The sequence below is a fragment of the Psychrobacter vallis genome (assembly GCF_904846715.1).
In the GTDB taxonomy this organism is placed as follows: Bacteria; Pseudomonadota; Gammaproteobacteria; order Pseudomonadales; family Moraxellaceae; genus Psychrobacter; species Psychrobacter vallis.
Window position 1 is genome coordinate 125,020 of sequence record NZ_CAJHBU010000007.1, and the last position, 26,052, is coordinate 151,071.

Consider the following 26,052-nt stretch of genomic DNA (forward strand, 5'->3'; position numbering starts at 1 on the left):
TATTATGGAAACTTTTGACTTTTTAATGCACGGTTTTTCCGTAGCCACTTTACCCAAAAATTTACTGATCGCCCTTATTGGTGCCTTTATTGGTACTGTCGTGGGTATGTTACCAGGCCTTGGCCCTATCAACGGTGTGGCGATACTATTACCTTTTGCCTTTGCTCTCGGTCTGCCACCAGAGAGTGCGCTGATCTTACTGGCGGCTGTTTATCTTGGTTGTGAATATGGTGGCCGTATTTCTGCCATTCTACTCAACGTACCTGGATCTGCCGCAGCGGTGATGACCTCATTGGATGGTAACCCTCTTGCAATACAAGGCAAAGCAGGTATTGCCTTGTCCATCTCTGCGGTTGCCTCGTTTATTGGTTCGACGATTGCAACTATCGGTGTGGTTTTATTCGCCCCTCTATTGGCAAAATGGGCGATATCTTTTGGTCCTGCTGAATACTTCGTATTGATGGTATTCGCGATTTGCTGTTTGAGTGGTTTGGTCGGTGATCAACCGATTAAGACGGCCGTATCAGCCTTGATTGGTCTAGGCCTTGCGACTGTTGGTGTTGATGCGGTCACAGGTATATATCGCTATACTTTTGATTCAGTTAATTTATCTGATGGTATCCAATTTACAACCATCGTTATTGGTTTCTTCAGTGTTAGTGAAATCTTGATTTTGCTCGAAAGAACCAGTACGGGTGGTAAAATAGTTGCGCAAGGTAAGCGTAGCTTATTTAACATGAAAGAGTTCCTCTTCACCATTGGTGCCATGTTACGTAGTGGCGCAATGGGTTTCTTCGTTGGTATCCTACCTGGTGCAGGCGCAACTATTGCGAGTGCGATGACCTACGCTAGTGAACGTAAAATTGCTGGCGATAGCGGTAAGTTCGGTGAAGGCGATCTTCGTGGTTTGGCATCTCCAGAAGCAGCTAACAATGCGTCAGCGTGTGGCTCATTCGTGCCAATGTTGACCTTGGGTGTGCCTGGTTCTGGTACAACTGCGGTCATGATGGGTGCGTTGACGTTGTACAATATCACGCCAGGTCCACAGCTATTTACTGAACAGCCTGACATCGTTTGGGGTCTTATCGCCTCTTTGTTCATCTGTAACGTGATTTTGCTGGTAATGAACATTCCGTTGGTTGGTTTCTTCTCTAAGCTACTGAACGTACCAAACTACATTCTGATACCATCAATTGCTGCTATTAGTTTCGTTGGTGTTTACTCTATCAATAGTACGACTTTTGATATGGTGTTCATGGTAGCACTAGGTATCTTTGGTTATTTCTTACGTAAATTACACTTCCCATTATCAGCGCTTATCCTAGGTTATGTACTAGGTGAGCTGATGGAGTCTAACTTGAGACGTGCTCTGTCTATCTCTCAAGGTGAAATGTCTATTCTATGGAGTAGCCCAATCACGGTAGCACTATGGGGTCTTGTCGTTGTCATGATCTTCATGCCAATCATCCGTAAAATGTATCGTAAACGCTTTAAGAAGATGGTTGTATAGATTCTAAACACGCTATATCCAGAGATGTCTCAAACGGTGATTGTACTTTAGGTATGATCACCGTTTTGCTTTTTGGTATAGCAGCATCTCGCTTTTATCTTTAAACGATTATCACTGCTTTGCTGCTTCAATCTGAATGGTTAAATCGACCTTTTCTGTCATACCTAGCAATGTATATTTACTGATGCCCCACTTCGTCCGATCAATGGTCGTCGTAAAGTCACCACCACAGACCGATTTTTTTAAGATAGGACTCAAATAACAGTTGAATTTTGTGGCCGTCAACGTAACAGGATTGGTTTTACCATGTAGCGTCAGCAACCCATCTACTTTGGTGACCTCTGAGTTGTCTTTATTGGGCGCAAAATGCCACCGTGTCGATTCAAAACGTGCCAATGGAAGTTTTTCAACATCAAAAAAGTCGGCACTTTTGAGCATAATGTCAAAAGCTTTGTTGCCAGTATTTAAACTGTTTAAAGGAATAATAAGCGAGATACTACCTGTCTTAACCTTCGGATCATAGGTTAGCTGACCGGTTAAATTATAAAAGCCACCTGTATTGGTAGAGGTATTGAAGTGATCAATGGCAAAACGTACATTGGTATGGGCAGGGTCTATATTATAGGACGTTGCATGGCTGCTAGCGATACTCAACGCGCCAAAAATGATAACCGCTAAAGGTTTACCGTAAGATCGAGCGATTTTTGAACGTAAAATTTTCGGCATAATGACATTCCTTTGACAGTTGATGTTTGGTCAATCGCATCCTCTGTGATTGAACACTTCTCTTATATTCATTTTATATATAGTCGATTCTAAATAAAACTGATACGTTCCAACGCGGAACTGGTACAAATTTTTCTTGCTTGCTGTGCCTTCGCAGACATAGGCTGCAAAAAATTCATTCCAGTTCCGCTGACTCGTTTTATACTTAATTCACTATATTGACGATAAAATCATACTGATTGCCATAGCCTATTAAAATCATAAACCAAATTTATTTCTCAGCCGCAGCGCCTTCTTTACCGCTTGGCGTGAGCCACTTGGCAAACCAACCTGACAAATCATCCATCAGCGTATAAACAACTGGAATCACGACCAAGCTCAATAACGTGGAGGTAACAAGCCCCCCTAGCACAGCCGCTGCCATCGGACGCCTAAACGTAGGATCGGCATCTCCCCACCCAAATACCAATGGCAACATACCAGCACCCATCGCAATGGTAGTCATAATAATAGGACGCGCCCGCTTGCGACAGGCATCAATGATGGCTTCAAAACGTGCCAAGCCACGACGCTGGGCAATCAGCGCATAATCGACCAGTAAGATAGAGTTTTTGGTCGCGATGCCCATGAGCATAATAAACCCAATCATGGAAGGCATAGAGAGGCTGCTATTGGTAATAACTAAGCCGACAAAGGCACCGCCAATAGAGAGCGGTAAAGCCATCAAAATAGTAAACGGTTGTAACACACGGCCAAATAATAAAATAAGCACGCCCAAGATACAAACTACCCCAACCGACATCGCAATCACAAAACCGCTAAATAGCTCAGCCATGTTTTCTGCTTGACCTTGGTCAATCATCGTAATCGAAGGTGGTAACGTCTGCATAGCAGGTATGGCTTTGACCGCTTGTACCAAATCGCCAAGCTCGCCATTTGCAGGCTGAACCGTAATACTGATCGCACGCTCTCGATCGAGCCTTTTAATTTGTGCAGGCCCTGTACCAAAGTCTAGCGACGCAACCTCACCTACCCTTACGCCCTGTCCTGCTGGTAGGGAACTTGGTACGTATAAGCCTTCTAATTGACTGACGTTTTGCTTGGCAACATCTGGCAGACGAATCACAACAGGAATCTGGCGCGTGTCTAGGTTGAGTTTGGATAAGCGCTGCTCATAGTCACCAACAGTCGCCACACGTAATGTCGTCGCGATGTCTTGCGTGGTTACGCCTTTATCGGCCATCGCCAGTCGGTCTGGCGTGACCGTTAACTCCTGACGCGGCAAACTACGGTCACTGGTCACTGAACCCGCACTGGGCAACGCTCGAATCTCTGACATGATTTGCTGGGCAGTTTGTTCAAGCAGCTGGGGATTGGTACTGGTCATAGAAAAGTTATAACCGCTCTCACCGCCACTCGATAAACCAACCGTAAAGCGCGCGCCCGGCACTTCTGCCAATAAATTACTTATCTGACGTTCAATCTCTTGTTTAGAACCACGCTCTGCCCTTGGTGCGAGCACAATATCTAAACCAGCGATATTCTCTGCCTTGCCGCTGCCACTAGAGTTTGAGTCCATGGTCGCCTGAGTTTCACCCACTGACGTAAATATATTGGTCACTTCCGGCATCGCCAAAATTCGCTCACTCGCCAGCGCTGCTACTCGCTCAGTATCTTCTAATGCCACATCAGGCGTCAGCTCGATCGCCACACGTGTCTGATCGATGTCATTATCCGGAATAAAAGAAGTCGGTAGTAATTTCACAAGCGTCAGCGAGGCCACAAACAACACTAAGGTTGCACCCATCGTGAGCCAGCGATAACGCAGCGTCCACGTGACTATTTTTAGATACCAATCCATCAGGGCACTTTGTTTTTCGACATGCTTTTTTTCTGGTCGCAGGATATACGCGGCCATCATTGGGGTAATGAGACGCGCGACCATTAATGACGCAAAAATCGATAAGGCCGCCGTCCAGCCAAACTGACGGAAAAATTGCCCAACGACACCGCCCATAAAGGCCGTGGGTAAAAACACTGCGATCAGTGTAAACGTCGTTGCAACCACCGCCAAGCCAATTTCATCCGCCGCCTCCATCGCTGCTTCATAAGGCGTCTTACCCATGCGCAGATGTCGTATGATGTTTTCAACCTCAACGATAGCGTCATCAACCAATACGCCAATTACTAATGATAAGGCGAGTAGCGAGATGATATTGAGACTAAAGTCAAATAAATACATACCCAAAAAGGTCGGAATGACGGATAGCGGCAAAGCAACTGCTGCAACGATGGTCGCCCGAATATTGCGTAAAAATAAGAAAACCACCACCACGGCCAACAGACCACCTTCGATCAACATGCGTAATGAGGCTTGATAGTCTTCTGCAATGGGCGTTGCTCGATCATAAACTTTTTCGATATTGATATTGCCCGTATCGGCCGTCAGCTTGGCAAGCTCTGCATCCACCAGCTCCATCACGTCCACTTCACTGGCACCGCGCGATCGAGTAATATTAAATGCCACCACCGTTTGCTCATTCAACTTGGCAATAGAGCTGGGATCCGCCGCACCATCAGTGATTTGTGCCATCCGTCCGAGGGCTTGCGTACCACCTGTCGGAACCGTTACTTGTAAATCATTTAGCTCACTAGCACGCTCCACCGCGCCCAGTACCCGAATAGTCTGAGTGGTTTTGCCTACTTCTGCTTCACCGCCTGAGCTGTCTTGTTGAATGCCTGCAATTTGATCGGATAACCGTGTAATAGAGAACTTTAAGCCACTGAGTGCAATGGGATCAGCGGCGACCGTAATTTCACGCTGAAGCCCGCCTACACGACCGACCGCACTGACACCAGGAATGTCAGAGAGACGTTTGGTAACGGTATCATCCACAAACCATGACAGGTCTTCTACATTCATATTTTCAGACGCGACCGAGTAAGTCACGACTGGAAACCCTGCTGTGGAGACTTTGGTAATAATGGGGTCATTGGCAGCAGCGGGTAGATCGCCACGTACTTCACCGACTGCTGAACGTACATCATCGACGGCTTCTTGAATGTCTTTTTCTAGGACAAACTCCGTGACCATTGTGGCCGCACCAGTTTGTAGCGTCGTCCTGATATGCTTGACGCCTTCAATACTGGTCAGCTTATTTTCTATCTTTTTTGCGATGTCATTTTCGAGCTGCGTTGGCGCGGCACCGGGCAGGGTTACCGTGACCACGACCGCTGGCAAGTCAATATCTGGAAACTGCTGCACCTTCATTTGCATAAAGCCATAGATGCCGCCTAACGTTAGCAGCACAAACAACAAAATGGCAACCAGTGGGTTTTTGATGGAGTAAGCGGAAACATTTAGGCTCATGAGCGCGCCTGCGTGGCTGTGCCAGTGGTTGCTGTATCCGAAGTCGCATCCGTTTGATTGGTGGCTTGGCTGACAGTATTAACGATACGCACCAGATCGCCCTCGTTCAAGAAACTACCGCCCTGCTTGACAATTCGACTGTCCTCGGGCAATGGCTCAGTGACCGCGACGTTATCGTCCAATCGCTCGCCAAGCGTCACTCGTTGTTGCTTAATACGGCCAACGCTCGCACCGTTTTTAGTTGTGATATTGGTTACTAGCATCACATAATCGTAGCCGTCATTGCTCACGATAGCGCTATTGGGAACTGTTTGTGTGCTGGCACTGCCCAATAGGAATTCACCCGTTTGAAACATACCTGCGCGTACTTTTGTGTTGGCTGCTAAGCTGGCATAAATCGTAATTTGACGATTGTTATCCGCTGTCGGCGCAATGCGGCTCACCTGCCCCATGACAGAATCACCATCTGGTAAGCTCACGCGTACAGGCGTGCCGATATTGATGTCGCCGACCAGCTTGGGATCGATATCCGCTCGCCACTCTAAAACGCCCCCTTTAATGATCGTAAATAACGGATCACCACCAGCGACCATACCAACTTCTGCCATTTTTTCACTAATGACACCACTGATTGGTGCGACAACGCTGGCATTCTCTAGTGTCAAACGCTGATTGCTTAAGCGCGCTTTTGATGCTTGCAAAGCGGCTCTGGCTCTCACCTCGGCGGTACGATAGCGATCAGCTTCTTGTTTGCTAATGGCATCAATGTCTATCAATGGCAGGACGCGGATAGCATCGGCGCTGGCATTGGCAAGCGTGGCCTCTGCTTCGGCAACGTCGGCTTCTGCTTGCAAGACTTGCTGCTCCATGGCATCGGTATCAAACACTGCTAGTACTTGACCCGCATTGACACGATCGCCTTCTTCAACCAGTATCCGCTCAATCGCCACGCCAGTCACCTTGGCACTGACATTCGCTGTGTCTTTGGCATTGATTGTCCCATCAGCGCTCAACGTGTTACCAATATCATCTTGGCTTGGCATCACTGTTTCTACTGACAGTACCGCTTGCTCGGTGTTGGCATTATTGATATTCGCACTATCGCTTGGCGCACTGATAGAGTCTGATGACTCATCTGTCGCTATTTCATCATTACTGCCCCAATACTTACCAAGCAGTACACCGATGATGAGAACCACCGCCAATACCGGTAACAACCATAAAGGGTATTTTGATGACGAACTATTCCCTGTATTGGATGTGCGATATGGTGGCAACTTAGACTCAGGTAGCGGCTGGGCATTCAGCTTTTGCTGAGCATTGGGCTCTTGCTCATTATTAGGGTCTTCAAAGTCACTCATAATCGGTCTCTATAAATACGGATAATAATAAAAGCAGCGTTTAAACAGTCACTTAAACAATTACTTAGAAACAGCCACTGGTCAGAACAGCCTATAAATTCGTGGTTAGTGCGCTATCTTTTTGTAATAAGCCCATTGCTAGATTTTTTGCAAACGATTTAAGTTGTTGTTGTAACTCTGGTTGTTCATAAATCGACCCACCAAGCGTGGCTTGTTGTAGTGACGAGTCAGTAAACATACCAATGGTAAAATAAAGCAAGGTGAACAGACGCAATGGCTTAGTATGATCGTCAGTGGGGCCAAGAAATGTGGACAGATAGCCTTGGAACCGTGCCAATACTTGAATGTCATGTTGGAACAAAGTCACCATTTCTGGGTTATTTTGTACCGAGATATTCTGTGACGCTAGCTTAGCAATAGCTGGATTCTCAATCAGTAAATCCAAAGTTTTATCGATCCACTGCTCTAATGCTTGGTTGGGCTCAAGTGTGCTATCTGCAATTGCTGCTTCCGTTTGGAACACAAAAGCTAACAGCTGACGAGCATGCATTCTACATACCGCTTCATACAGCGTCCGTTTGCTTTGCCAGTGAAAGTGAATGGTGGAGATATTCTTGCCAGATGCTTGTGCAATATCCCGAGTCGTAACCGCTTTAAAGCCTTTAGTCGAAAACAGCGCTTCGGCGCATCGTAAAATGGAAGCGGCGCTACTATGAGGTTCAGATTCGACTCGATCAAGAGCGGTTTCAAAGTCAATTTCAGATAATTTTGTCATAGATTATTATTAATCAATCAATTGATTGAGTCAAACATTTTAGATGTCTAAACGGTATACAGTAATAGTCATTTAATTGAATGAAAGGCAGTGCAATTGATTCAGGTTCATTAAGACAGTACTGATGATAACTGTTAAGCACACACTGATAAGCGTTATCAGAAAGGATAAAATTAACCGATCATTAAAGATATGGTTCTGAAGTAGCCGACTGACCAGAACTCTACGACTAGTCATTTTAAGCATTGGTATAACGACTCGCCTCTGGCATCCAACGATGAATAAGCTGGCTGACATCTGCTTTGCGCGCTGGATCTGCAATCAAATGCTTGGCCAAACGCTGAGCAATGGCAAATAGCTGTTCATCACGAATGAGATCGGCTAAATAGTAACCAACATTACCCGTTTGCCTCTTCCCTAAAAGCTCACCCGGTCCACGCAGCTCTAAGTCTTTTTGTGCAATGACAAAACCGTCTGTACTATCACGCAAGACATTTAGGCGCTCAGTCCCCGTTTCTGATAATGGCTTTTGGTATAGCAGAACACAATAGCTTTTGGTTGAGCCACGTCCGACGCGCCCGCGTAGTTGATGCAGTTGCGACAGCCCCAAGCGTTCCGCATTTTCAATAACCATCAATGAGGCGTTGGGCACATCGACGCCCACTTCGATGACCGTTGTGGCAATCAGCAAATCAAGATGACCTGCTTTAAACGCTTGCATGATGGCTTGTTTGTCCGCTGACTTCATTTTGCCGTGTACCAGCCCAATACGAATATCCAATCGCTCATTTAAATCTTCATAAGTTGCTTCAGCCGCTTGCGCATCCAGCACACTAGACTCCTCTACCAGTGAGCAAACCCAATATGCTTGCCTACCTGCCGCACAGTTAACCGCAATACGCTCAATCACATCATCACGGCGGTTGCGATCAATGGTAACGGTAGTAATGGGCGTTCGTCCGGGAGGTAATTCATCAATAATAGACGTATCCATATCACCGTAAACACTCATCGCCAGCGTACGCGGGATTGGTGTGGCGGTCATAATTAGTTGATGCGGTGTACTATTGGCCACGCCTTTATTAGTCAAAGCCATCCTTTGTTCGACGCCAAAACGATGTTGCTCATCGATAATAACCAAGCCTAATTTGGCGAACTTTACTTGATCCTGAAACAGCGCATGAGTACCGACGACGACCTGTACGGTATTCTCACTCACCGCCTCTAACGCTTCACGGCGCTGCTTCGCTGTTTGCTTGCCAGCGAGCCAACCAACACCGATGCCCAGCGGCTCAAACCAGTGTTTAAAATTGAGTAAATGCTGTTCCGCTAGGATTTCAGTCGGTGCCATCACTGCCACTTGCCAGCCACTATCAAGTGCATAGCCTGCTGCCCCTGCGGCAACCAACGTCTTGCCAGCACCCACATCGCCTTGTACCAGCCGAAGCATAGGAATTGAGGTTGCCATATCAGCCGTAATGTCTTTCATCACTCTTTTTTGAGCGTCTGTTAAGTCAAAGGGTAAAGCCGCAAATAACGCGTCAGCAAGGGGGCTTTTAATGGCGCATTTGGGTGCTTTATACTGATGCAATTGCTGACGGCGATACAACAAGCTGAGTTGATGGGCAGTCAATTCCTCAATGATTAAACGCTGACAGGCCGCATGGGTACGCGCACTTAACTGCGTCAACAGTTTATATTGTTGACCCGCATCGGTATAAGTGGGCGGTGTGTGCAGTAATACGAGTGCTTCAAATATCGTCAGGTTATAGACGTTATTATTAATCGTTCTATTAACGACTGTATTGAGAGCATGACTGGCATCATAATCCGTTGCACCAGCTTTATGGACGCTATTGCCCATAGCATTTTCAGGCACACTACGCGCCAATGTGGAGAATATATCTTCGGCATACTCTGCTTCTGTCACCAATGCTTGGGTTGGCTCAAAAGGCGCTAAAGGCAAGTCAGCAACAACGGCAAAGTCAGCCGCTGTAAATAGGGTCATTGGCAAACCTTGGCTACGCACCGTCTGTAGTGCGAGCTTAATCAATGTCCGCAGTTTATTCTGATGCAAGCCTTTTACGCTGGGATAAATCGGTTGCAAGCCAGTATTGGTCATAGCGGCACTATCAGTTATTATTTGATATTCAGGATGGTGCATCTGTTTGCCATAACGGCTGACCTTGACTTCACCGAATAGCTGCAAACGCGTACCTAAACTCATGGTTTGAGCAAGACCGCGATAGACCTGAAAAAAACGCAAAGATATCGTGCCAGTATCATCATCTATGACGACTGTCATGCCACTGCGCTTGATATCGACATGTACCACATACCCAGTGATTAACGCAGATTGTCCATGACTTGCCTCTGCTATCGAGACCAGCCGACTGCGATCCTCGTAATCACGTGGCAGATGCAGCAGCAAATCAAATATGCGTTTGATATTCAATTGCGCCAATTGTTCAGCAACTTTTAATCCCACTCCTGCCAGCGCAGTCACCGGCATATCTAGCGCCGAGACTGGTCGCTCAGACCCAAAATTATCTGATGGGCTCACTGAAGAATGACTGGCTGATATTGGCATCAAAGATCCTAACGATATTATTTTTAAGTTTTAGAGACACTCACTCATTATGATTATAACTGACAATCTGATTGCTTATGCGCAGCGATTTGGTAATACTGTTTTATAGTCAATTTACTATAAAATACATACAGTGCTGCCAGAATAATATTTTCGTAGCATCGAGCTGCTCAGGCACAGCACATACTATTTTAGCCGTGCGTTATAATAGTTGTATCCTTTTTTTCTGCATTTAGCAATCGTATAAGGTCTTTTCTATGTCTGCTACTGCCCATTCATATCAACATCGATACCGTCAGTATTTATTGTTGACGCGTATGAGTCTCCTGACTGCATTTGGTCTAGTCATCAGTGCTTGTAGCACGGTAACGCCAACGATTCAAGCGTCCAAAACGCCTGTCGTCGAATCACCTAGTGTGGCGTTGGTATTGGGTGGCGGCGGTGCGAAAGGCTTTGCTCATGTGGGCGTGATTAAAGCATTAGAAGAGAACGGTATTACGCCCACACTCGTCGTTGGCACTAGCGTTGGTAGTTTGGTTGGCAGCTTATACGCCAGCGGCTACACACCAACGCAGCTTGAGCGCTTGGCACTGACAACCACCGACAGCGAATTGACCGACTTTGTATTATCCAACCAAGGATTTATTGAAGGCATCAAACTCAAAAACTTCATTAATACTAAAGTAGGCGGTAAAGCCATAGAAGACTTCCCTATCAGCTTTGCCGCGGTCGCCGCCGAAAAACACAGCTTAAAAAAATCAGTCTTTACCACTGGCGATGCTGGACTGGCCGTCCAAGCATCCTGTAGCGTGCCAAATATTTTTATCGCCCCGCGTATCCCTGAAACAGTCGGCAAAAAATATATCGATGGCGGTGTGGTGAGTTTAGTCGCCGTTGATAGTGCGCGTGATTTGGGCGCTGATATTGTCATTGCTGTCGATGTAACCGCCAATAATATCAACGGCAGTACGCCTACTACAAATAAAATGCCCACTCTAAACTCATTGAGCAGTTTTTGGGGATTTCTAGAAAACAATATTATCGCTCAGCAAAGTACTAATAAAAGTACCAATAAAAGTAGTAACAGTCGCAGCTCAGCCATGCGCCAAGAGCGGGATCGTGCTGATATCGTCATTACGCCCAATGTGGGTCATATCAGCTCAATGGATACCAGTCAGCGCCGCACTCTTATTACTGCGGGCGCGCAAGCCACAACCCCACAAATTGAGGCTATCAAACAGTTGATTAAACAAAAATCTCAAAGCAAATATAGTTAGTTCAATATAAAAACGATACAGAGGGACTGGTATAAATTTTTCGCAGCATCTGTCGGCGTAGGCACAGCAAGCAAGGAAAATTTGTGCCAGTTCCTCGTTATAATGCCCGGTATCAGTTTTATTTAGTATCGGCTATATGCCACACTCTGATTGATTTATTCGTAAACAAGGCATGTAAAAACCGCCAAAACTTAACGAAAAAAAGCACCACAGTCATGAACTGTAGTGCTTTTTTTGCTTAAATAAAGAGCGATTGAGCAAAACATCACATCAAACGCATGACTTATTTAACGCGCGCGCGATATTTGACCACGACGGTGTCATTGAGACCAAGACCTTCAAGATCCCAACGCACCGCTTTATAGTACTTTAATGGGATTTCTTGCAATTGATTATCAATTTTTCCACGTAACGGCATACGAGCAAACGTATTGCCATCCGCACTGCCATATGGCAGGTCAGGCGATACTGCTTTTAATAATTCTACTTGCTCAGGGATACTCATCGTCACCGTCATTTTACGGACTCTATCGGCATTGGTATTGGTAAAATATCCTTGATACTCTAAAACATTACCAGCTTGCAAACGAGTATTGGCATTGACAGGAACCAAAACTTCTTGTCCATTGGCATCGGTACTAATCAGTGATGCTGTAATTTTACTATTAACGGCTTGCGCATTGGAGTTGGTGCTTTGATTATTGCTTGTCTGCACAGCAACTGAACCATCCACTGCTTGCTCTGGCGTTGGCAACATCGCTGAAGCTTGCGTTACTACCATAGCACCAATGAGCGTACCAGCAACGACGTGAAATAAGCGATGCCCGCTCCAAGCACTAAATGGACTAGCAAATTGGTTATTTATTTTCATGGTATTCATTATCCCTAGTTAATATATCGGTAAAACGCAGCTGGTAAAGCAATATAGTCGATTCTAAATAAAACAGATACATTATATTCCAACGCTGAACGGGTATAAATTTTTCTGGCTTGCTGTGCCTTTGCAGGCTCGATGCTACGAAAAACTCATTCCAGTCCCGCTGTATCTTTTTTATATTGACCTGACGATAGCGTTTAGCATAACAAAAAGTGTTTGTGCGTACACTAACCCCGTGTAGAGGTTGTGTATATCGCAAATAAGCTTTAAAGATTGATTAACACTACTGAAATAAAAGATAGCTCATAACGGCGTTTTTTGCTATGGTAAATCTTTAGCGATAGGCATTTTTTTGCTACGCCCCTTTTTTTATTCTAACGACTACTGCCCTTATTATGACTACTAGCGCTATGCCACAAATTAACCCTGAATACGTCCATTGGTTCCGTAACTCTGCTCCGTACATCAACACTCATCGCGGCAAAACTTTCGTGATTATGTTTGGTGGTGAGGCGGTCAATCACCCTAATTTTAGTACGCTTATTCACGATTTTGCCTTACTACACAGTTTGGGTATCAAACTCGTATTGGTGCATGGGGCACGACCGCAAATTGAGAAAAATCTCAAAGATACGGGTATCGCCTCTCCCCTACATCAAGACATTCGCATTACCCCAAGGGTCGCCATGCCTTCCATTTTGCAAGCAGTTGGGGCAATTCGCTTGCAGATTGAAGCACAGCTATCGATGGGACTGGCCAACTCACCTATGTATGGCTCGCGCATCGATGCCATCTCAGGCAATTTTGTCACCGCTCGTCCTTATGGTATTCGTGATGGTGTCGATTACCAAATGACTGGAGAAGTGCGCTCTATCGACGTGGAAGCCATTAAAAATAATCTCTTACACGACCATATCGTAGTTTTGGGTTCAATGGGTTATTCAGCGACTGGCGAAGTTTTTAATTTGCTAGCAGAAGATGTAGCACTTAGCGCAGCCGTGGCACTTGGGGCTGATAAGCTTATATTTTTGGGTGAAGAAACTGGTATCAATCACGATGACCGTCTGCTACGCGAAATGATTCCCAACGAAGTCGATCGGTTTTTGCGTGATCGTGATTTGAATTGTGAGATCAATTACTTTTTGAGCTGTGCCAGTAATGCGTGTCGTCAGGGCGTTCATCGCACCCATATTATTTCCTATGCCAAAGATGGTGCACTACTAGAAGAACTATTTACCCGTGATGGTTCTGGCACTCTTATTAGCCACGACCCTTACGAAGAGATTCGCCGTGCTGACATTGATGATGTGGTCGGACTGATTGAGCTATTGTCGCCTTTAGAAGAACAAGGTATTTTGGTCAGCCGCTCACGCGAGCGCTTGGAGCAAGAGATTGAACACTATAGCGTCATCGAGCGCGATGGCATGATTTTAGGCTGTGCTGCTCTTTATCCTCTAGATGCCGATTCAGCGGAAGTTGCTTGCGTTGCAGTACATCCTGAGTATCGTAGCGGTAGTCGCGGTGCTGACTTGCTGGCATTTTTGGAGCAACAAGCACGCAGTCACGGTCTGCATAAATTGTTTGTCTTAACGACGCGGACGGCACATTGGTTCGTCGAGCAAGGCTTTGCCGAAGTTGATGCCAGCGCCTTACCTGAACCTCGTCAAGAAAAGTATCACAATGGTCGTAACTCCAAAGTCTTCCAAAAAAATCTATAATTAATAGCCGAATTGGCAGCGCTTTTGCGGCTCTAACAGTCATATAGTTGAAATACTTTAAAGTCACTACAGTGCTGCTAGTGTCAATTTTTTGCAGCATCGAGCTGCGAAGGCACAGCAAGCAAGAAAAATTTGCACCAGCAGCACGTATTGTATCGATATTACTTTTCACCAACTATACAATATAAAAACGCCTATCCGTAAAAAAGCCTTCATAACAATTATGAAGGCTTTTTTTATGCTCTATAAATGCTAATAATGCATTATTTTACTTTTAGCAGTTCAACGGTAAAGATCAAGGTGCTGTTAGGCTCGATACCTGCGTTACCCGCTTCGCCATAAGCGATGTCTGATGGGATATAGAATTCGTATTTTCCGCCCACTTTCATCAACTGTAAACCTTCAGTCCAGCCAGCGATGACTTGATTCAATGGGAACTCGATTGGCTCACCGCGCTCATAAGAGCTATCAAATACCGTACCATCGATCAATTTGCCTTCGTAGTTTACTTCAACTACGTCAGTCGCTTTTGGTGATTTACCAGTACCTGCAGTAATGACTTTGTACTGTAAGCCAGAAGCTGTGGTTTTTACGCCCTCTTTTTTAGCATTTTCTGCTAAGTATGCAGCGCCTTTGGTTTTATTTTCTCCCGCTTTGGTTTCCATATCTTTGGCAAACTGCTCTTCTTGCTCTTTTTGATATGTCATCAATACTTCTTGCATTTGCTCTTGGGTCAATGCGGACTCTTTACCTTCGTAGCCATCACGAAAGCCCTGCTCAAATGTATCAAGATTCAAGTCTTGCACGGCTTCTTTATTGCCTTCTGCCATCATAAAGCCCAAGCTGTAACCCACCTTTTCAGTGGCTGGGCTTTGCTCAGTGATAGAAACGCTTTTTGCCGCTGTTTCTTGATTGCCGTTGTTGGTACTGCAACCAGTAATTAACAACATCGCACTCGCAAGTGCACTAACACTTAAAGTAGTGATTTTTTTCATAAAGTACTCTCAAATGGTAAGAATAGTGGCGAGATGTCACATGCTTCTATCATAACAAATCTTAGTTTTAGGAGCCATGTTTGGGATGAAATTATCGGGCGAATGTACAGTCTATGTTACTATTTCCCGCCGTGATAACAAGTTATCACACAAATACAGTATCACGTTAAGCTTTCTGTCTTTAAATCCATCAATACATCAGATAAGCTGAATTAGTTAAGGTGATAAGTAACCGAGTGTAAGTTTTTATCGTTGATATAGATATGTTGTTGTTGAATCAACAGATTGCGAAGCAGTTGATTCCGGTCAAAAAGACACTTTTGATAAGACTATATGTGATAAGACTCTATGCTCACAATTATCATGTTGCCGTATAACTCAATTAAAAAATACTATTTATCAAAACCATCTATATATTGATTTCGCTTAATAATAATCAGATTCATAATATTTTTTAGCGGCTTTTATATGATGATTAAAGGAGGATAAGATGAATCCAACGTATACATCGTTCAATGGTTATCTTGGTGGACCTATTGGTTCTATTATTGGCGCTATTTTGATTTTTATCATTGGTTGGCTGGTGGCACTTGGCATTGCCGCATTGGTACGCGGCGTATTGGCTAAAGTTAACCTAAACCAACGCATGAATTCTTCGACTGGCAAAACGTATGATCTTGAGGGTATTATCTCTAAGGTTGTTTTTTGGTTTATCTTTGTCATCGCGATTTCTGGGGCGCTTAGCCAATTGAACTTGAACTCTATTTCGGCACCATTTGCGAATATGGTCAACCAAGTATTGGCGTTTATTCCTAATCTTATCGGTGCGATCGCTGTTGGTATTATTGGTTGGGTGTTGGCTACTGTTGTGCGTACCGCCATCAATGCCGCATTGGCTAAAACATCAATGGATGAGCGCTTAAGCGATAAAGCTGGCGTCAAACCTATGAGCAGCACGATTGCTGATATGGTTTACTGGTTTATCTTATTGGTTGTATTGACCATGGTACTTGGTCAGTTAGAGCTTAATGGCTTGTTTGCGCCATTAACCAATATGGTCGATAAAATCTTTAGCTTTATTCCTAACATCCTCATTGCAGGTGTGGTCTTCGTAGTCGGTTATATCATTGCCAAAGTCGTACGCGGCATTGTAACCAACCTTGTCTCTACCTTTAATGTACAAGAACTGGCGTCAAAAGCAGGCTTGAGTGAACAGAACAGCCTACCAAATATTGCTGGTTCATTGGCATTTTTGGTGGTTATCATTCCAACCATTATTGCTGCGTTAAATGCCCTAAAAATTGATGTTATTGCTCGTCCTGCGACCAACATGCTGAACAAAATCATGGAAGCATTGCCGAACATTTTTATGGCAGTGGCTATCCTAGTAGTGACCTTTTATGTGGTACGTATGGTTGCTAACATCATCAAAGGCTTAATTGAAAACACTCAAATCAATCAACTGCCTGCCAAAGTTGGCTTGCAAGAAACCATGGGCACTCAGAAGATTTCTGACCTCGTTGGTTATGCGATTATCTTTTTTGCCATGTTGTTTGCCTCGATTGCTGCCGCTGATCTATTAGGCTTTGGCGCTATCTCAGCTATCATCACTATGTTCATCGCTTTCGGTGCCAATATCATCCTAGGCGCGATCATTCTGTTTATTGGTTTTTGGCTTGCCAATATCATTGCAGGTGTCGTTGAGCGTTCTGAGCAAGGCTCACAATTCCTAGCAAACATCGTACGCGTATTAATCATGGGCTTAGTACTTGCCATGGGTCTAAAAGCGATGGGCATTGCTGACTCTATCGTAAACCTAGCATTTGGTCTAACGCTAGGTGCTGTCGCGGTAGCCTTTGCCTTATCATTCGGTCTTGGTGGTCAAGAAGCAGCCGCACGCTTCTTACGCAAAATGCAGGATAAAATGGACAGAGAACGCACTGAAGCGAAGGCAAAATCAGCACTTCAGCCTAGCACATCAACCCAAGAAAAAGTGGCTGATTCAGTTCGTGATAATACACCAAAAAGTACGCCTTCAGCTGCTAGTACGTCTACCACTAATTTACGTACCGATGTGATTGACACGCCTCATGTTGATACTAATGACATTCATAATAGTGATGTTAGTGACAACAATATCATCGATAACGATCACTTGTTGCCTGGTAACGGTCTTGACGACGACTTCAACAATAAGTATTGATGTATCATTTTTTACTTTTGAATAAAAAAAAGACAGCTTAGGCTGTCTTTTTTGTGTCTGCTTATTTATCCAACTGTTGGGCAGCCTGCTGTTTAAGGCGCTGTAGTTGCTTGGTTAGTTGACGCTCGCGTTGGGTCATGGCATCAATGGGTTGAATCCACAAATCGATATCGATAAAAGTATCGTCAGTCTCAGTGATAAAATCGATACCAAGTACAATGACATGATGAAGTTCGGCTATCGGTAGACGGGTGGCAACATCTTGTGCAATTTTTTCCAGATTCGGCTTGATGACTTGTTTACCATGCTTTCCTTTCCCATCTTGCCCATAAAATATCAAGACATAGTGTCGCCCTAAGCTCTCATAGGAATGCTGATGCACCACATAACCCTCTTGCTGTAACTTATGCCCTTGCTTAGGATGTCGATAGAGAGTACGAATCAATTCATGACGCGAAAACAAAGATTCGTCCAATAATTGCTGCTGCCAATAAGCCAGCTCTACTTCCTGCACTTTGTCATGACTGCCTGTTCGCTTCTCCTCGAACACTTCTATCATCTGTGAGCAAAGCTGCGACCATAGTGTTGATGATTGCTGCATGTGCTGATGATACATATGCGCCGTCGTGCTTTGATGCCTGTAAGCGAGCGTCATAGCGACCAGTGCTGGATTGGGTTGATCTTGAATTTTGTATTTTATCAGGGCATTGTCTATCACGATGGCAGGTGCCAATAGCGAGGTACTATACAAAAACTGCGTGGCGAGCGCTTCTTCTGATACAAGACTTGGTCGCTGCTTGATGGCTGAATCGTGTAATTGCTCTAAACGGTGCGCTAAAAATCGCCATAGCGCGCAGGGTGTCTGTAGCATTGCCAATAGCAAATGCCAATCGTGCCAGCTAAATACCTGCAGTTGTCCCGTGCTATCATTCATATCTACAATTAAATCCTCCTCAAAATAGCGAACACCGAAATCATGTTTTAGACGGTTTGGAGGGTTATTGTGCTGGTCATGGTCATGAAATTGATTGCTACTGTTAGGGCGTTCAGTGAATTGGATATCGACAACCAAAACGTTATAGCCAATCGCTTCGCTCTCTTTATTTTTAGATAAGGACGTTTTTTGCCATACCAGCGCCGACTTTAATGCTGCCATGCGTACTGACTCAATATCAGCTGGCTTGCTATTAGTTGGTAAATGTAGTGTTAGCGCAAATAGCGATAGCTCACCTAAGGATAATTGATAATCGTATCGTCGAGCATTATAGTGAGCGCCATACTTATCTTCAATTACTTGCATATTGGTTAAAGTAATTACTACAGCATCTGACTGCAAATAGCAGGTCAACGCGTTAGCAAGACAGCTCCTGTCAGCTATTGTCGTCGTTGGATGAGACACAGTTTTGACCCTTTATTGTTGAATGCACATATCATATGATGGTGCATGGTTACTGACAGGCCTAACACCATTGCTAGCGCATGGCGGCTCTTTTGTAGCAACGAAAATTGAGCTACATAAGCACTATTAGACACAGTCGCTTTCATCGCAATGAATTGTTATGATGATATAAAGGCACCTCAGCTTGTGTGCAGCTTTACAAATTATAGACTGCGCGCCATGACCTTTCTCAGATACATTGACCAAACTCATTGAATAGTGTCTGTATATAATTCACAAATAGGCACTGCTGATCGCTAAAACGGTTCCAGACAAGGCGCAAGTCGATGATAATGTTAATACCTTAGCAAGACTTGCAACACAGTATGGGGCAGTTTTAGCATCAGCCCCAATGATAAAACAGGGGACAGGACTCTTTTTTGCCGCTTCATTGCTAAAAATAGATGTATAGAATGACTATACTTACTATTTTTATCTTCGAATCGTCTAAAAAATAGTCTCTGTCAGTGCCATGGTCGAATTCTATACAGCCCCTAACCATTCTATAATAACAAGGATTGAACATGATGAAGCGCTTTAAAGAAAAAACGGTTATCGTCACAGGGGCAGGTTCAGGTATTGGCCGTGCAACCGCCATTCGTTTCGCTCAAGAAGGCGCTAACGTTGTGTTGGTAGGACGTACTGCTGAAACGCTAGAAGCAACCACTCAAGAATTTCCGCAAGATAATACTTGGATTCATACTGACAACTATCTGACCATTACTTGCGATATTAGCGTACAAAGCCAAGTACAAGAAATGGTTAAAGCCGTGATAGATAAGTTTGAAAAAATTGATATTTTGGTCAACAATGCAGGTAAAGCCATCCAAGGCAAAATAACCGACTTGTCTACTGAAGACTGGAATTTAGCCATTAATATCAATTTAAATGGGAATTTTTATGTTTCGCAAGCCGCTATGCCGCATTTAATCGCCACCAAAGGCAATATCGTTAATGTCTCATCACTTTCGGGTATGGGCGGCGACTGGAATATGGCCGCATACAATGCCGCCAAAGCTGGTGTTACCAATCTCACACGCACTCTGGCATTGGATCATGGGCCTGATGGCGTCCGGGTCAATGCCGTCAATCCAAGTGTAACTAAGACCAATATGACGAGCGCCATTCAGGACAACACGGCAAAAACCGACAAATTCTTAGCCCGTTCTGCACTTGGCCGCCTTGCAACTCCCCAAGACATTGCGGCAGCCATTACCTTTTTGGCGAGTGATGACGCTGCTATGATTACAGGTGTGAACTTGCCAGTCGATGGCGGTGTCAGCGCTTCTAACGGCCAGCCACATTTCTAAAAATACTGACAAACAATTTATAGTGTTACCATTCTCTGTCAATTAAGCAAAAGCCCTTGATATCACACATCAAGGGCTTTTCAGTTATATAGTCAATCATCAGAACGGCTGTGTCAAACATCTTACTCAGCGGCGTTGTTAATGTCCTGTAGTGGCTGCGACAAGCGCTCAGGATGGCGCGGCATCACACCCTTATACTGAGCATAGATTTTTGGTAAGTCAGCCTCGATATCGCCACTAGGATAAACCAGTGACAAGAACCGCACCTCTTTGGTTTTGTAATCCATGGCGACGGGTAAAATTGGCACGCCAGCACCCAATGCCAAATAATAAAAGCCAGTTTTCCAGTTTTCAGTATATTGGCGAGTACCCTCTGGCGCTAACCCCAAAAATAGTGGCTCACCAGTTTTAAATTTATCAATACTTGCTTGCAGCACAGAGCCTTTATTTTCTCGCACAATCGGTATAACGCCCATCCAGCTTAATAGCTGAGCAAATACCGGTATTTTAAATAAGGTATGCTTAGCCATAATACTGACTTTTAGATCCAGCGCAAACAAGCTTGGCATCGCATAAATCCCATCGACATTAGAAGTATGTGGCAACGCCAACACCACTGCCTGCGGCACATTGGGAATCTCGCCAACATTACGCCAACCCATCGCTTTCAGTAACCCTGATGCAATCACTGGCGCAATCTTGCTACCCCGTCTCGGAACCAAATTACCCAGCTGTCCTTTACTAAGCTTGGGTAATATTTTAGAGCGTGTGGCTTTAGAATTCGCAGTATTAGAGCGCTTAAAAAAACTTGATGTCATGACGGCACCATATAATAAAAGATACTTCTATAATACCATTAAGATTGTGCTACTAAGTTGAACTTTATAGGCTTTTATGGAATATTTGCTAAGTTTCCTTTATTCTCAAGCCACGATTTGCGATCAGACGCGCGTTTTTTTGCCAGTAGCATATCCATCACGCTGTTGGTCAGCACCATGTCATCCATATCTAACTGAACTAAACGCCGTGTATCACGGTTCATGGTTGTCTCACGTAGTTGCTCGGCGCTCATCTCCCCCAAACCTTTAAAGCGGGTAATTTGCGCTTTTTTATTGCCCGGCACATTGGCTAAGATATGCGCAAGCTCTGGCTCATCTAACGCATAATGCACGTCTTTACCCACGTCCACTCGGTATAACGGTGGCATCGCGACAAATAAATGTCCGGCATCAACTAACGCAGGAAAATGCTTGACGAATAACGCGCAAATTAGTGTCGCAATGTGTAAGCCATCCGAGTCCGCATCCGCTAAGATACAGACTTTATCATAGCGTAGCTCGGATAGATCGTCAGAGGCAGGATCGACACCGATGGCGATGGCGATATCATGAATCTCTTGGCTTGATAGCACCGTATCTGATGACACTTCCCATGTATTCAAAATCTTACCACGCAACGGCAGTATCGCTTGATAATGACGATCTCTTGCTTGTTTGGCACTACCGCCTGCCGAATCCCCTTCTACTAGGAACAGCTCAGCGCCATCACGCAAATCACCGCGACAATCTGCCAATTTACCCGGCAGTGCAGGACCTTGAGTGATTTTTTTACGGGCGACTTTTTTAGCAGATTTTAACCGACGTCCCGCTTTATTAATTGCCAATTCAGCAATCTGAGTGCCCATGTCGGCATGTTGATTTAACCACAAGCTAAAAGCGTCTTTCGCCAAGGTCTGTACTGCGCCAGCCGCTTCACGACTAGACAAACGCTCTTTGGTCTGGCCAGAAAACTGTGGCTCAGAGAATTTGAGAGAGAGAATATAGTTCACTCCATCCCAGACATCTTCTGCCGTCAGTTTAACGCTACGGGGTAACAAATTATGGATATCACAAAACTCACGCAGCGCTTCTAAAATACCCGTACGCAGACCATTGACATGTGTACCACCCTGAGCCGTCGGAATAAGATTGACATAGCTTTCTTGAATCGGCGTGCCACCATCAGGTAACCAAGACAATGCAAAAGTAATGGCAGCACGTTCGCCCGCTTTCGCATCGTAATTATAATAGAACGGTGCTTCAGGTAACGTTTCAAGACCATCTAATTGCTCGCTTAGATACTCGACAACCCCATCAGTAAACTGCCAAACAACTTTTTCATCATTGATATCATCGGTGAATTCAATCGTCAATCCAGCTGCCAAAACCGCTTTGGCTTTCAAATTATGCTTGAGCTGCTTCACATTAAATTTTGGCGTATCAAAAAAGCTACCATCCGCCCAAAAATGCACTCTCGTACCACGTTTGCGTTTGTTTGAGCTGACCGCTTCAGTCAACAGCGTGACTGGTGCGCCATTTTCAAACGCCATATCAAACTGCGTACTATCACGCCACACCGTGACTTCAACGCGTGTTGATAGCGCATTGACGACAGAGATACCCACGCCATGCAAGCCGCCTGATACTTCATAATTAGAAGTCGAGAATTTACCACCCGCATGCAAACGGGTCAAGATCAGCTCGATCCCTGTCTGATTAAATTCAGGATGAATATCAGTCGGCATACCGCGACCATCATCCTCAACTGACAATGACCCATCACTATGGAGCTGGACCTTAATAGTTTTCGCATAACCCGCCAATGCTTCATCAACCGAGTTATCAATGACTTCTTGCGCCAAATGATTGGGACGGGTGGTATCGGTATACATACCAGGACGACGACGTACGGGTTCAAGCCCTTCTAAAACTTCTAACGATTGCGCATTATATTGACTCACAAATGCATCCTTAACTATTCATGTGTGATTAATTCTATTGAACCATTATAACGAAAAACAGCGACATTAAGGTCAATAGTCCATCGTTCACGTCATATAATGTCGTCTGTTTAGGTTTTTACTAAATTCTGTAGCATCTCTATTACCATCGGTAGCTGCTCACCGAAATCGCTAAAGCGATGATCACCGCCATCTTGCACTTTCACTATAGCGCCTTGCGCTTGGTAAAAGGCTTTAGAGAGTTCTGGATTCAATAGCTCATCGCCTTCTTTGAGCAATACGCCGACTTTATCTGGATGATACACAGTCGATAATGGATGATCTGCAAACCACTGTAGATCAGCGTTAGTAATATCCCAACCGCCTGCCGTCGAATGGATAACATAATCGTCGGACGATTCCGCTGTGTCACTAATGCCTGCCATAGACTCATTGGCAAACCGCTGTAGCGTGATATGTGGCTGTGTGCTGGGGTTTAATAATAGTGCTGAGCAACCCGTATGATTACTGACCAAGGTAGAAAAATAACCACCCAATGAGCTACCGACCAATACCGTATTGGACGATCCTGTCTGCTCATCTTTGCTATCGTTTAACCCTTCTATCAATGACAACAGCTGCTCACGCACTTGTGCAGGCGATTGATTCAAATCAGGACGCAGCACCGTGATATCAGGATGATACTGCTGGCAATATTTTTCTAACAGCAGCCCTTTGGCCGAGTTGGCATCGCTGTCCAGTCCATGGATATAAATCAGGTTCACGTATCATCTCACTTATTAATTTTGTTATGATTGTCTTATATAGGCTATCAAAGCTAAGCATAGCACCCGCTAGACAAAAATAATAACAATAAAACGGCACACTATTAGTCAGTATTTGCGACATAATAATATGGTCATAATCGTCTGGTGCCAGTCAAAGGAATGACGGTAATAGCAATGGAGTCGCCATGAATCAACAGTTTGAGCTGTTCGACATTGACAACCCTTGTATCGGTGTCTGTCAAAGCAACAAAAAAGGCTATTGCTTTGGTTGCCTGCGCAGTCGAGCCGAGCGCCAACGATGGCATTATATGACGACAGAGCAGCAACGCGAGGTGTTACGGCTTATCGTGGGACGCAAACAGCGTATTGAGCAGATGAGACAACGTAAAGACGAGCAGTTGGGATTCGATTTTGAAGAAGATGTTGAGATGGGTGAGTTGTTTTAGATTTAAACTTAGATGGGATCAAGAATATTAAATATAATTAACCATAGGCTAACTATTCATGAAGCGTTAAATTAGAATATTTATCATCTACTATTCCTAAATAAAAATAATATCAGGAAACATTATTACTTGAAACTTTCCTCCATTCGATTAGCTTAAATAACTTTCAGATATAAAGTAATAGCGTAATAAGTGTTGGTCAATATCAAATGCTAAAGACTTTAGAGTTTTACTCATCTGTGTAACTTGCGGAATGGTAAGAGTAACACTATCTCCATGTGCAATCTTGTTCCTAATATCGCGAATATTGTGAAATTCATTTATTCTTGTTTCATCTATCTTCATATGTAATCCATCAGTTAATATATTTGGAATATCTACTGAATTCATATTACCTATTTTTTGAATTAGCATCCTCGCACCATAACTTGAAAGAAGATCGCTTGGAAATCTATACCCCCTTTCCACCAACTTATCACTAGCATTTTTATACATTAGCACATGTTGTGGGTTATTTGGTCGCCTTATTTTTCGTCTGACTTTCTCTAATTGCGGATCATTATTTTGTATTTGATTTTCGCCTCCTTTGCGTGATTTCTCTATAAATTCTTCACGTCCCCCATGGAAACTGATCATTTCATTTATTACATCAATTACATAAGACTCAAAAAAGCTGAAGTTACTTATCAATACATACTTAGATAGTTTAGCTCTGTAACCCGTAGACATTTCTTTTAAATGAACATTATTTCTATTCATCTCATCTTCAGTGAGTTTTCTTAATGGTCCGTAATGATCAGGCTTCACAAGATCGCTAATAATACCCTTTTCATAAAGACGAATATTTCTTTTTAGAGTTGGAACGGCATTACATATCAGAACCGAAAACTCAAATGTATCTTGGGTTTGCGTTTTTAGCTTCATGTATGAAACAGTATATAAATTTAATCTCTTTTTAGGCATTTATTCTTTATTCCTTACACACAACCTTACCCTAAATAGATAAGAATAATTAGCTAAAATCGCAACATAAAGCAAAGGGTATTCAACTAGTTTTAATATTTATAAATATTTTTCTATATGTAATTTCCTGAAATTATGCAATATATATAAGCTCGAAATTTGATTATACATAATTTGTTGATAAAGTAAGTTACTATTGATAATTTATCTTTTTGTTAATTGGAATATAACTTCCCATTCACTTAAAACTCATTAAACACTTTTATGATGTAAGAACCATTATATATTAATTGAAATCACATAATACTCTATTCTATATTTGTTGGTAGGTAAAAAATTCAGTATTCTATACTTGAAAGCTTAAATACGATTAAACTATTTAATTTAACTAAGATAACACACCCAACGAACGAGCGCTGGAGGCTTTTAATTAGAGTGGCGAGCTATCAATGACTTACTCTTACATGGGCAAACCACACTACTATTTACGCTCGATCACTAATCTTGATAGTAAACGAGCATAAATAGCAGTTACTACCTTATTACTTCTCTATTTACAAAGGACTGGTGACTAAGCTATATAGAGCATATGTGCCATTAATACAGTAGCTCATGCGCATATTTTAATTACCAGCGTGCTGGTTATTGTCGGCATTCACTAAAGGCATAATGACGAATGACACTTGCAAAGTGTCCACGATCTCTGCCGTTGGCACAGTACCATCGATCATGCAAATCCATATAAGCGTATGCAAGCTTTGCACCGAATGCTTCAGTCATAGATTGATATGCCCATTGTACATAAAGTTTAGGTATTAGAAATCACACACAAAGAAAACCCCCTTCGACATAAGTCAAAGGGGGTTTTACTTTAGAATAGAGAGCTGACGATGACCTACTCTCACATGGACGAATCCACACTACCATTGGCGCTACGATGTTTCACT

General features: G+C 43.8%; 18 protein-coding genes. 6 read left to right on the forward strand and 12 right to left on the reverse strand.

Annotation, left to right across the window (positions count from 1 at the left end):
* Nucleotides 1-4 precede the first annotated feature (4 nt).
* Entirely contained in the window at nt 5-1,510 is a 1,506-nt protein-coding gene (locus JMY02_RS06535) for a tripartite tricarboxylate transporter permease (protein WP_201596446.1), read from the forward strand.
* Between the two features lie 111 nt (nt 1,511-1,621).
* On the opposite strand, the gene JMY02_RS06540 is transcribed toward JMY02_RS06535, so the two are convergent.
* From JMY02_RS06540 to recG, 5 genes are all read right to left on the reverse strand, one after another.
* On the reverse strand, nt 1,622-2,236 hold the full coding sequence (locus JMY02_RS06540) for a YceI family protein (RefSeq protein WP_201596448.1): 615 nt from the start codon (nt 2,234-2,236) through the stop codon (nt 1,622-1,624).
* Between the two features lie 271 nt (nt 2,237-2,507).
* Nucleotides 2,508-5,606, reverse strand: coding sequence for an efflux RND transporter permease subunit (locus JMY02_RS06545; protein ID WP_201596450.1), 3,099 nt, complete (start codon nt 5,604-5,606; stop codon nt 2,508-2,510).
* A complete protein-coding gene (locus JMY02_RS06550) occupies nt 5,603-6,967 on the reverse strand; it encodes an efflux RND transporter periplasmic adaptor subunit (protein ID WP_201596452.1) in 1,365 nt (454 codons plus the stop codon). Before JMY02_RS06550 ends, JMY02_RS06545 begins: the two co-directional genes overlap by 4 nt.
* A gap of 91 nt (nt 6,968-7,058) precedes the next feature.
* Nucleotides 7,059-7,742: a TetR/AcrR family transcriptional regulator gene (locus JMY02_RS06555; RefSeq protein ID WP_201596454.1), complete on the reverse strand. Its 684-nt coding sequence runs from the start codon at nt 7,740-7,742 to the stop codon at nt 7,059-7,061.
* A gap of 238 nt (nt 7,743-7,980) precedes the next feature.
* Nucleotides 7,981-10,332 carry an ATP-dependent DNA helicase RecG gene (recG, locus tag JMY02_RS06560; RefSeq protein WP_201596456.1) on the reverse strand — a complete coding sequence of 784 codons (2,352 nt, stop codon included), beginning with the start codon at nt 10,330-10,332 and terminating at the stop codon, nt 7,981-7,983.
* 257 nt (nt 10,333-10,589) lie between these two features.
* Between recG and JMY02_RS06565 the strand changes: the two genes are divergently transcribed.
* Nucleotides 10,590-11,609, forward strand: a complete 1,020-nt coding sequence (locus JMY02_RS06565) for a patatin-like phospholipase family protein (RefSeq protein WP_201596458.1) — start codon at nt 10,590-10,592, stop codon at nt 11,607-11,609.
* Nucleotides 11,610-11,892: 283 nt separating this feature from the next.
* Here the strand turns inward: JMY02_RS06565 and JMY02_RS06570 are convergent, their stop codons facing one another.
* Entirely contained in the window at nt 11,893-12,480 is a 588-nt protein-coding gene (locus JMY02_RS06570; protein WP_201596460.1) for a hypothetical protein, read from the reverse strand.
* Nucleotides 12,481-12,881: 401 nt separating this feature from the next.
* Here JMY02_RS06570 and argA point away from each other — a divergent pair, with 401 nt between their 5' ends.
* Entirely contained in the window at nt 12,882-14,204 is a 1,323-nt protein-coding gene (gene argA, locus JMY02_RS06575; RefSeq protein ID WP_201596462.1) for an amino-acid N-acetyltransferase, read from the forward strand.
* Between the two features lie 263 nt (nt 14,205-14,467).
* On the opposite strand, the gene JMY02_RS06580 is transcribed toward argA, so the two are convergent.
* Nucleotides 14,468-15,199, reverse strand: a complete 732-nt coding sequence (locus JMY02_RS06580; RefSeq protein ID WP_201596464.1) for an FKBP-type peptidyl-prolyl cis-trans isomerase — start codon at nt 15,197-15,199, stop codon at nt 14,468-14,470.
* Nucleotides 15,200-15,689: 490 nt separating this feature from the next.
* Between JMY02_RS06580 and JMY02_RS06585 the strand changes: the two genes are divergently transcribed.
* Nucleotides 15,690-17,402 (forward strand): mechanosensitive ion channel, encoded by a 1,713-nt coding sequence (locus tag JMY02_RS06585; RefSeq protein WP_201596466.1) that lies wholly within the window; start codon nt 15,690-15,692, stop codon nt 17,400-17,402.
* Nucleotides 17,403-17,463: 61 nt separating this feature from the next.
* Here JMY02_RS06585 and JMY02_RS06590 read toward each other — a convergent pair whose 3' ends face one another.
* On the reverse strand, nt 17,464-18,801 hold the full coding sequence (locus tag JMY02_RS06590; protein WP_201596468.1) for a hypothetical protein: 1,338 nt from the start codon (nt 18,799-18,801) through the stop codon (nt 17,464-17,466).
* 563 nt (nt 18,802-19,364) lie between these two features.
* Between JMY02_RS06590 and JMY02_RS06595 the strand changes: the two genes are divergently transcribed.
* Nucleotides 19,365-20,150, forward strand: a complete 786-nt coding sequence (locus JMY02_RS06595; protein WP_265087959.1) for an SDR family NAD(P)-dependent oxidoreductase — start codon at nt 19,365-19,367, stop codon at nt 20,148-20,150.
* 122 nt (nt 20,151-20,272) lie between these two features.
* Here the strand turns inward: JMY02_RS06595 and JMY02_RS06600 are convergent, their stop codons facing one another.
* From JMY02_RS06600 to JMY02_RS06610, 3 genes are all read right to left on the reverse strand, one after another.
* On the reverse strand, nt 20,273-20,968 hold the full coding sequence (locus JMY02_RS06600; protein WP_201596470.1) for a lysophospholipid acyltransferase family protein: 696 nt from the start codon (nt 20,966-20,968) through the stop codon (nt 20,273-20,275).
* Nucleotides 20,969-21,042: 74 nt separating this feature from the next.
* Complete coding sequence (gene parE / locus JMY02_RS06605) at nt 21,043-22,929, reverse strand: DNA topoisomerase IV subunit B (protein ID WP_201596472.1); 1,887 nt, start codon at nt 22,927-22,929, stop codon at nt 21,043-21,045.
* Nucleotides 22,930-23,039: 110 nt separating this feature from the next.
* On the reverse strand, nt 23,040-23,693 hold the full coding sequence (locus JMY02_RS06610; protein ID WP_201596474.1) for a YqiA/YcfP family alpha/beta fold hydrolase: 654 nt from the start codon (nt 23,691-23,693) through the stop codon (nt 23,040-23,042).
* Between the two features lie 188 nt (nt 23,694-23,881).
* On the opposite strand from JMY02_RS06610, the gene JMY02_RS06615 reads away from it, so the two are divergent.
* Nucleotides 23,882-24,142 carry a DUF1289 domain-containing protein gene (locus tag JMY02_RS06615; RefSeq protein ID WP_201596476.1) on the forward strand — a complete coding sequence of 87 codons (261 nt, stop codon included), beginning with the start codon at nt 23,882-23,884 and terminating at the stop codon, nt 24,140-24,142.
* A gap of 150 nt (nt 24,143-24,292) precedes the next feature.
* Here the strand turns inward: JMY02_RS06615 and JMY02_RS06620 are convergent, their stop codons facing one another.
* Complete coding sequence (locus tag JMY02_RS06620) at nt 24,293-25,105, reverse strand: HEPN domain-containing protein (protein ID WP_201596478.1); 813 nt, start codon at nt 25,103-25,105, stop codon at nt 24,293-24,295.
* Nucleotides 25,106-26,052: the final 947 nt, after the last annotated feature.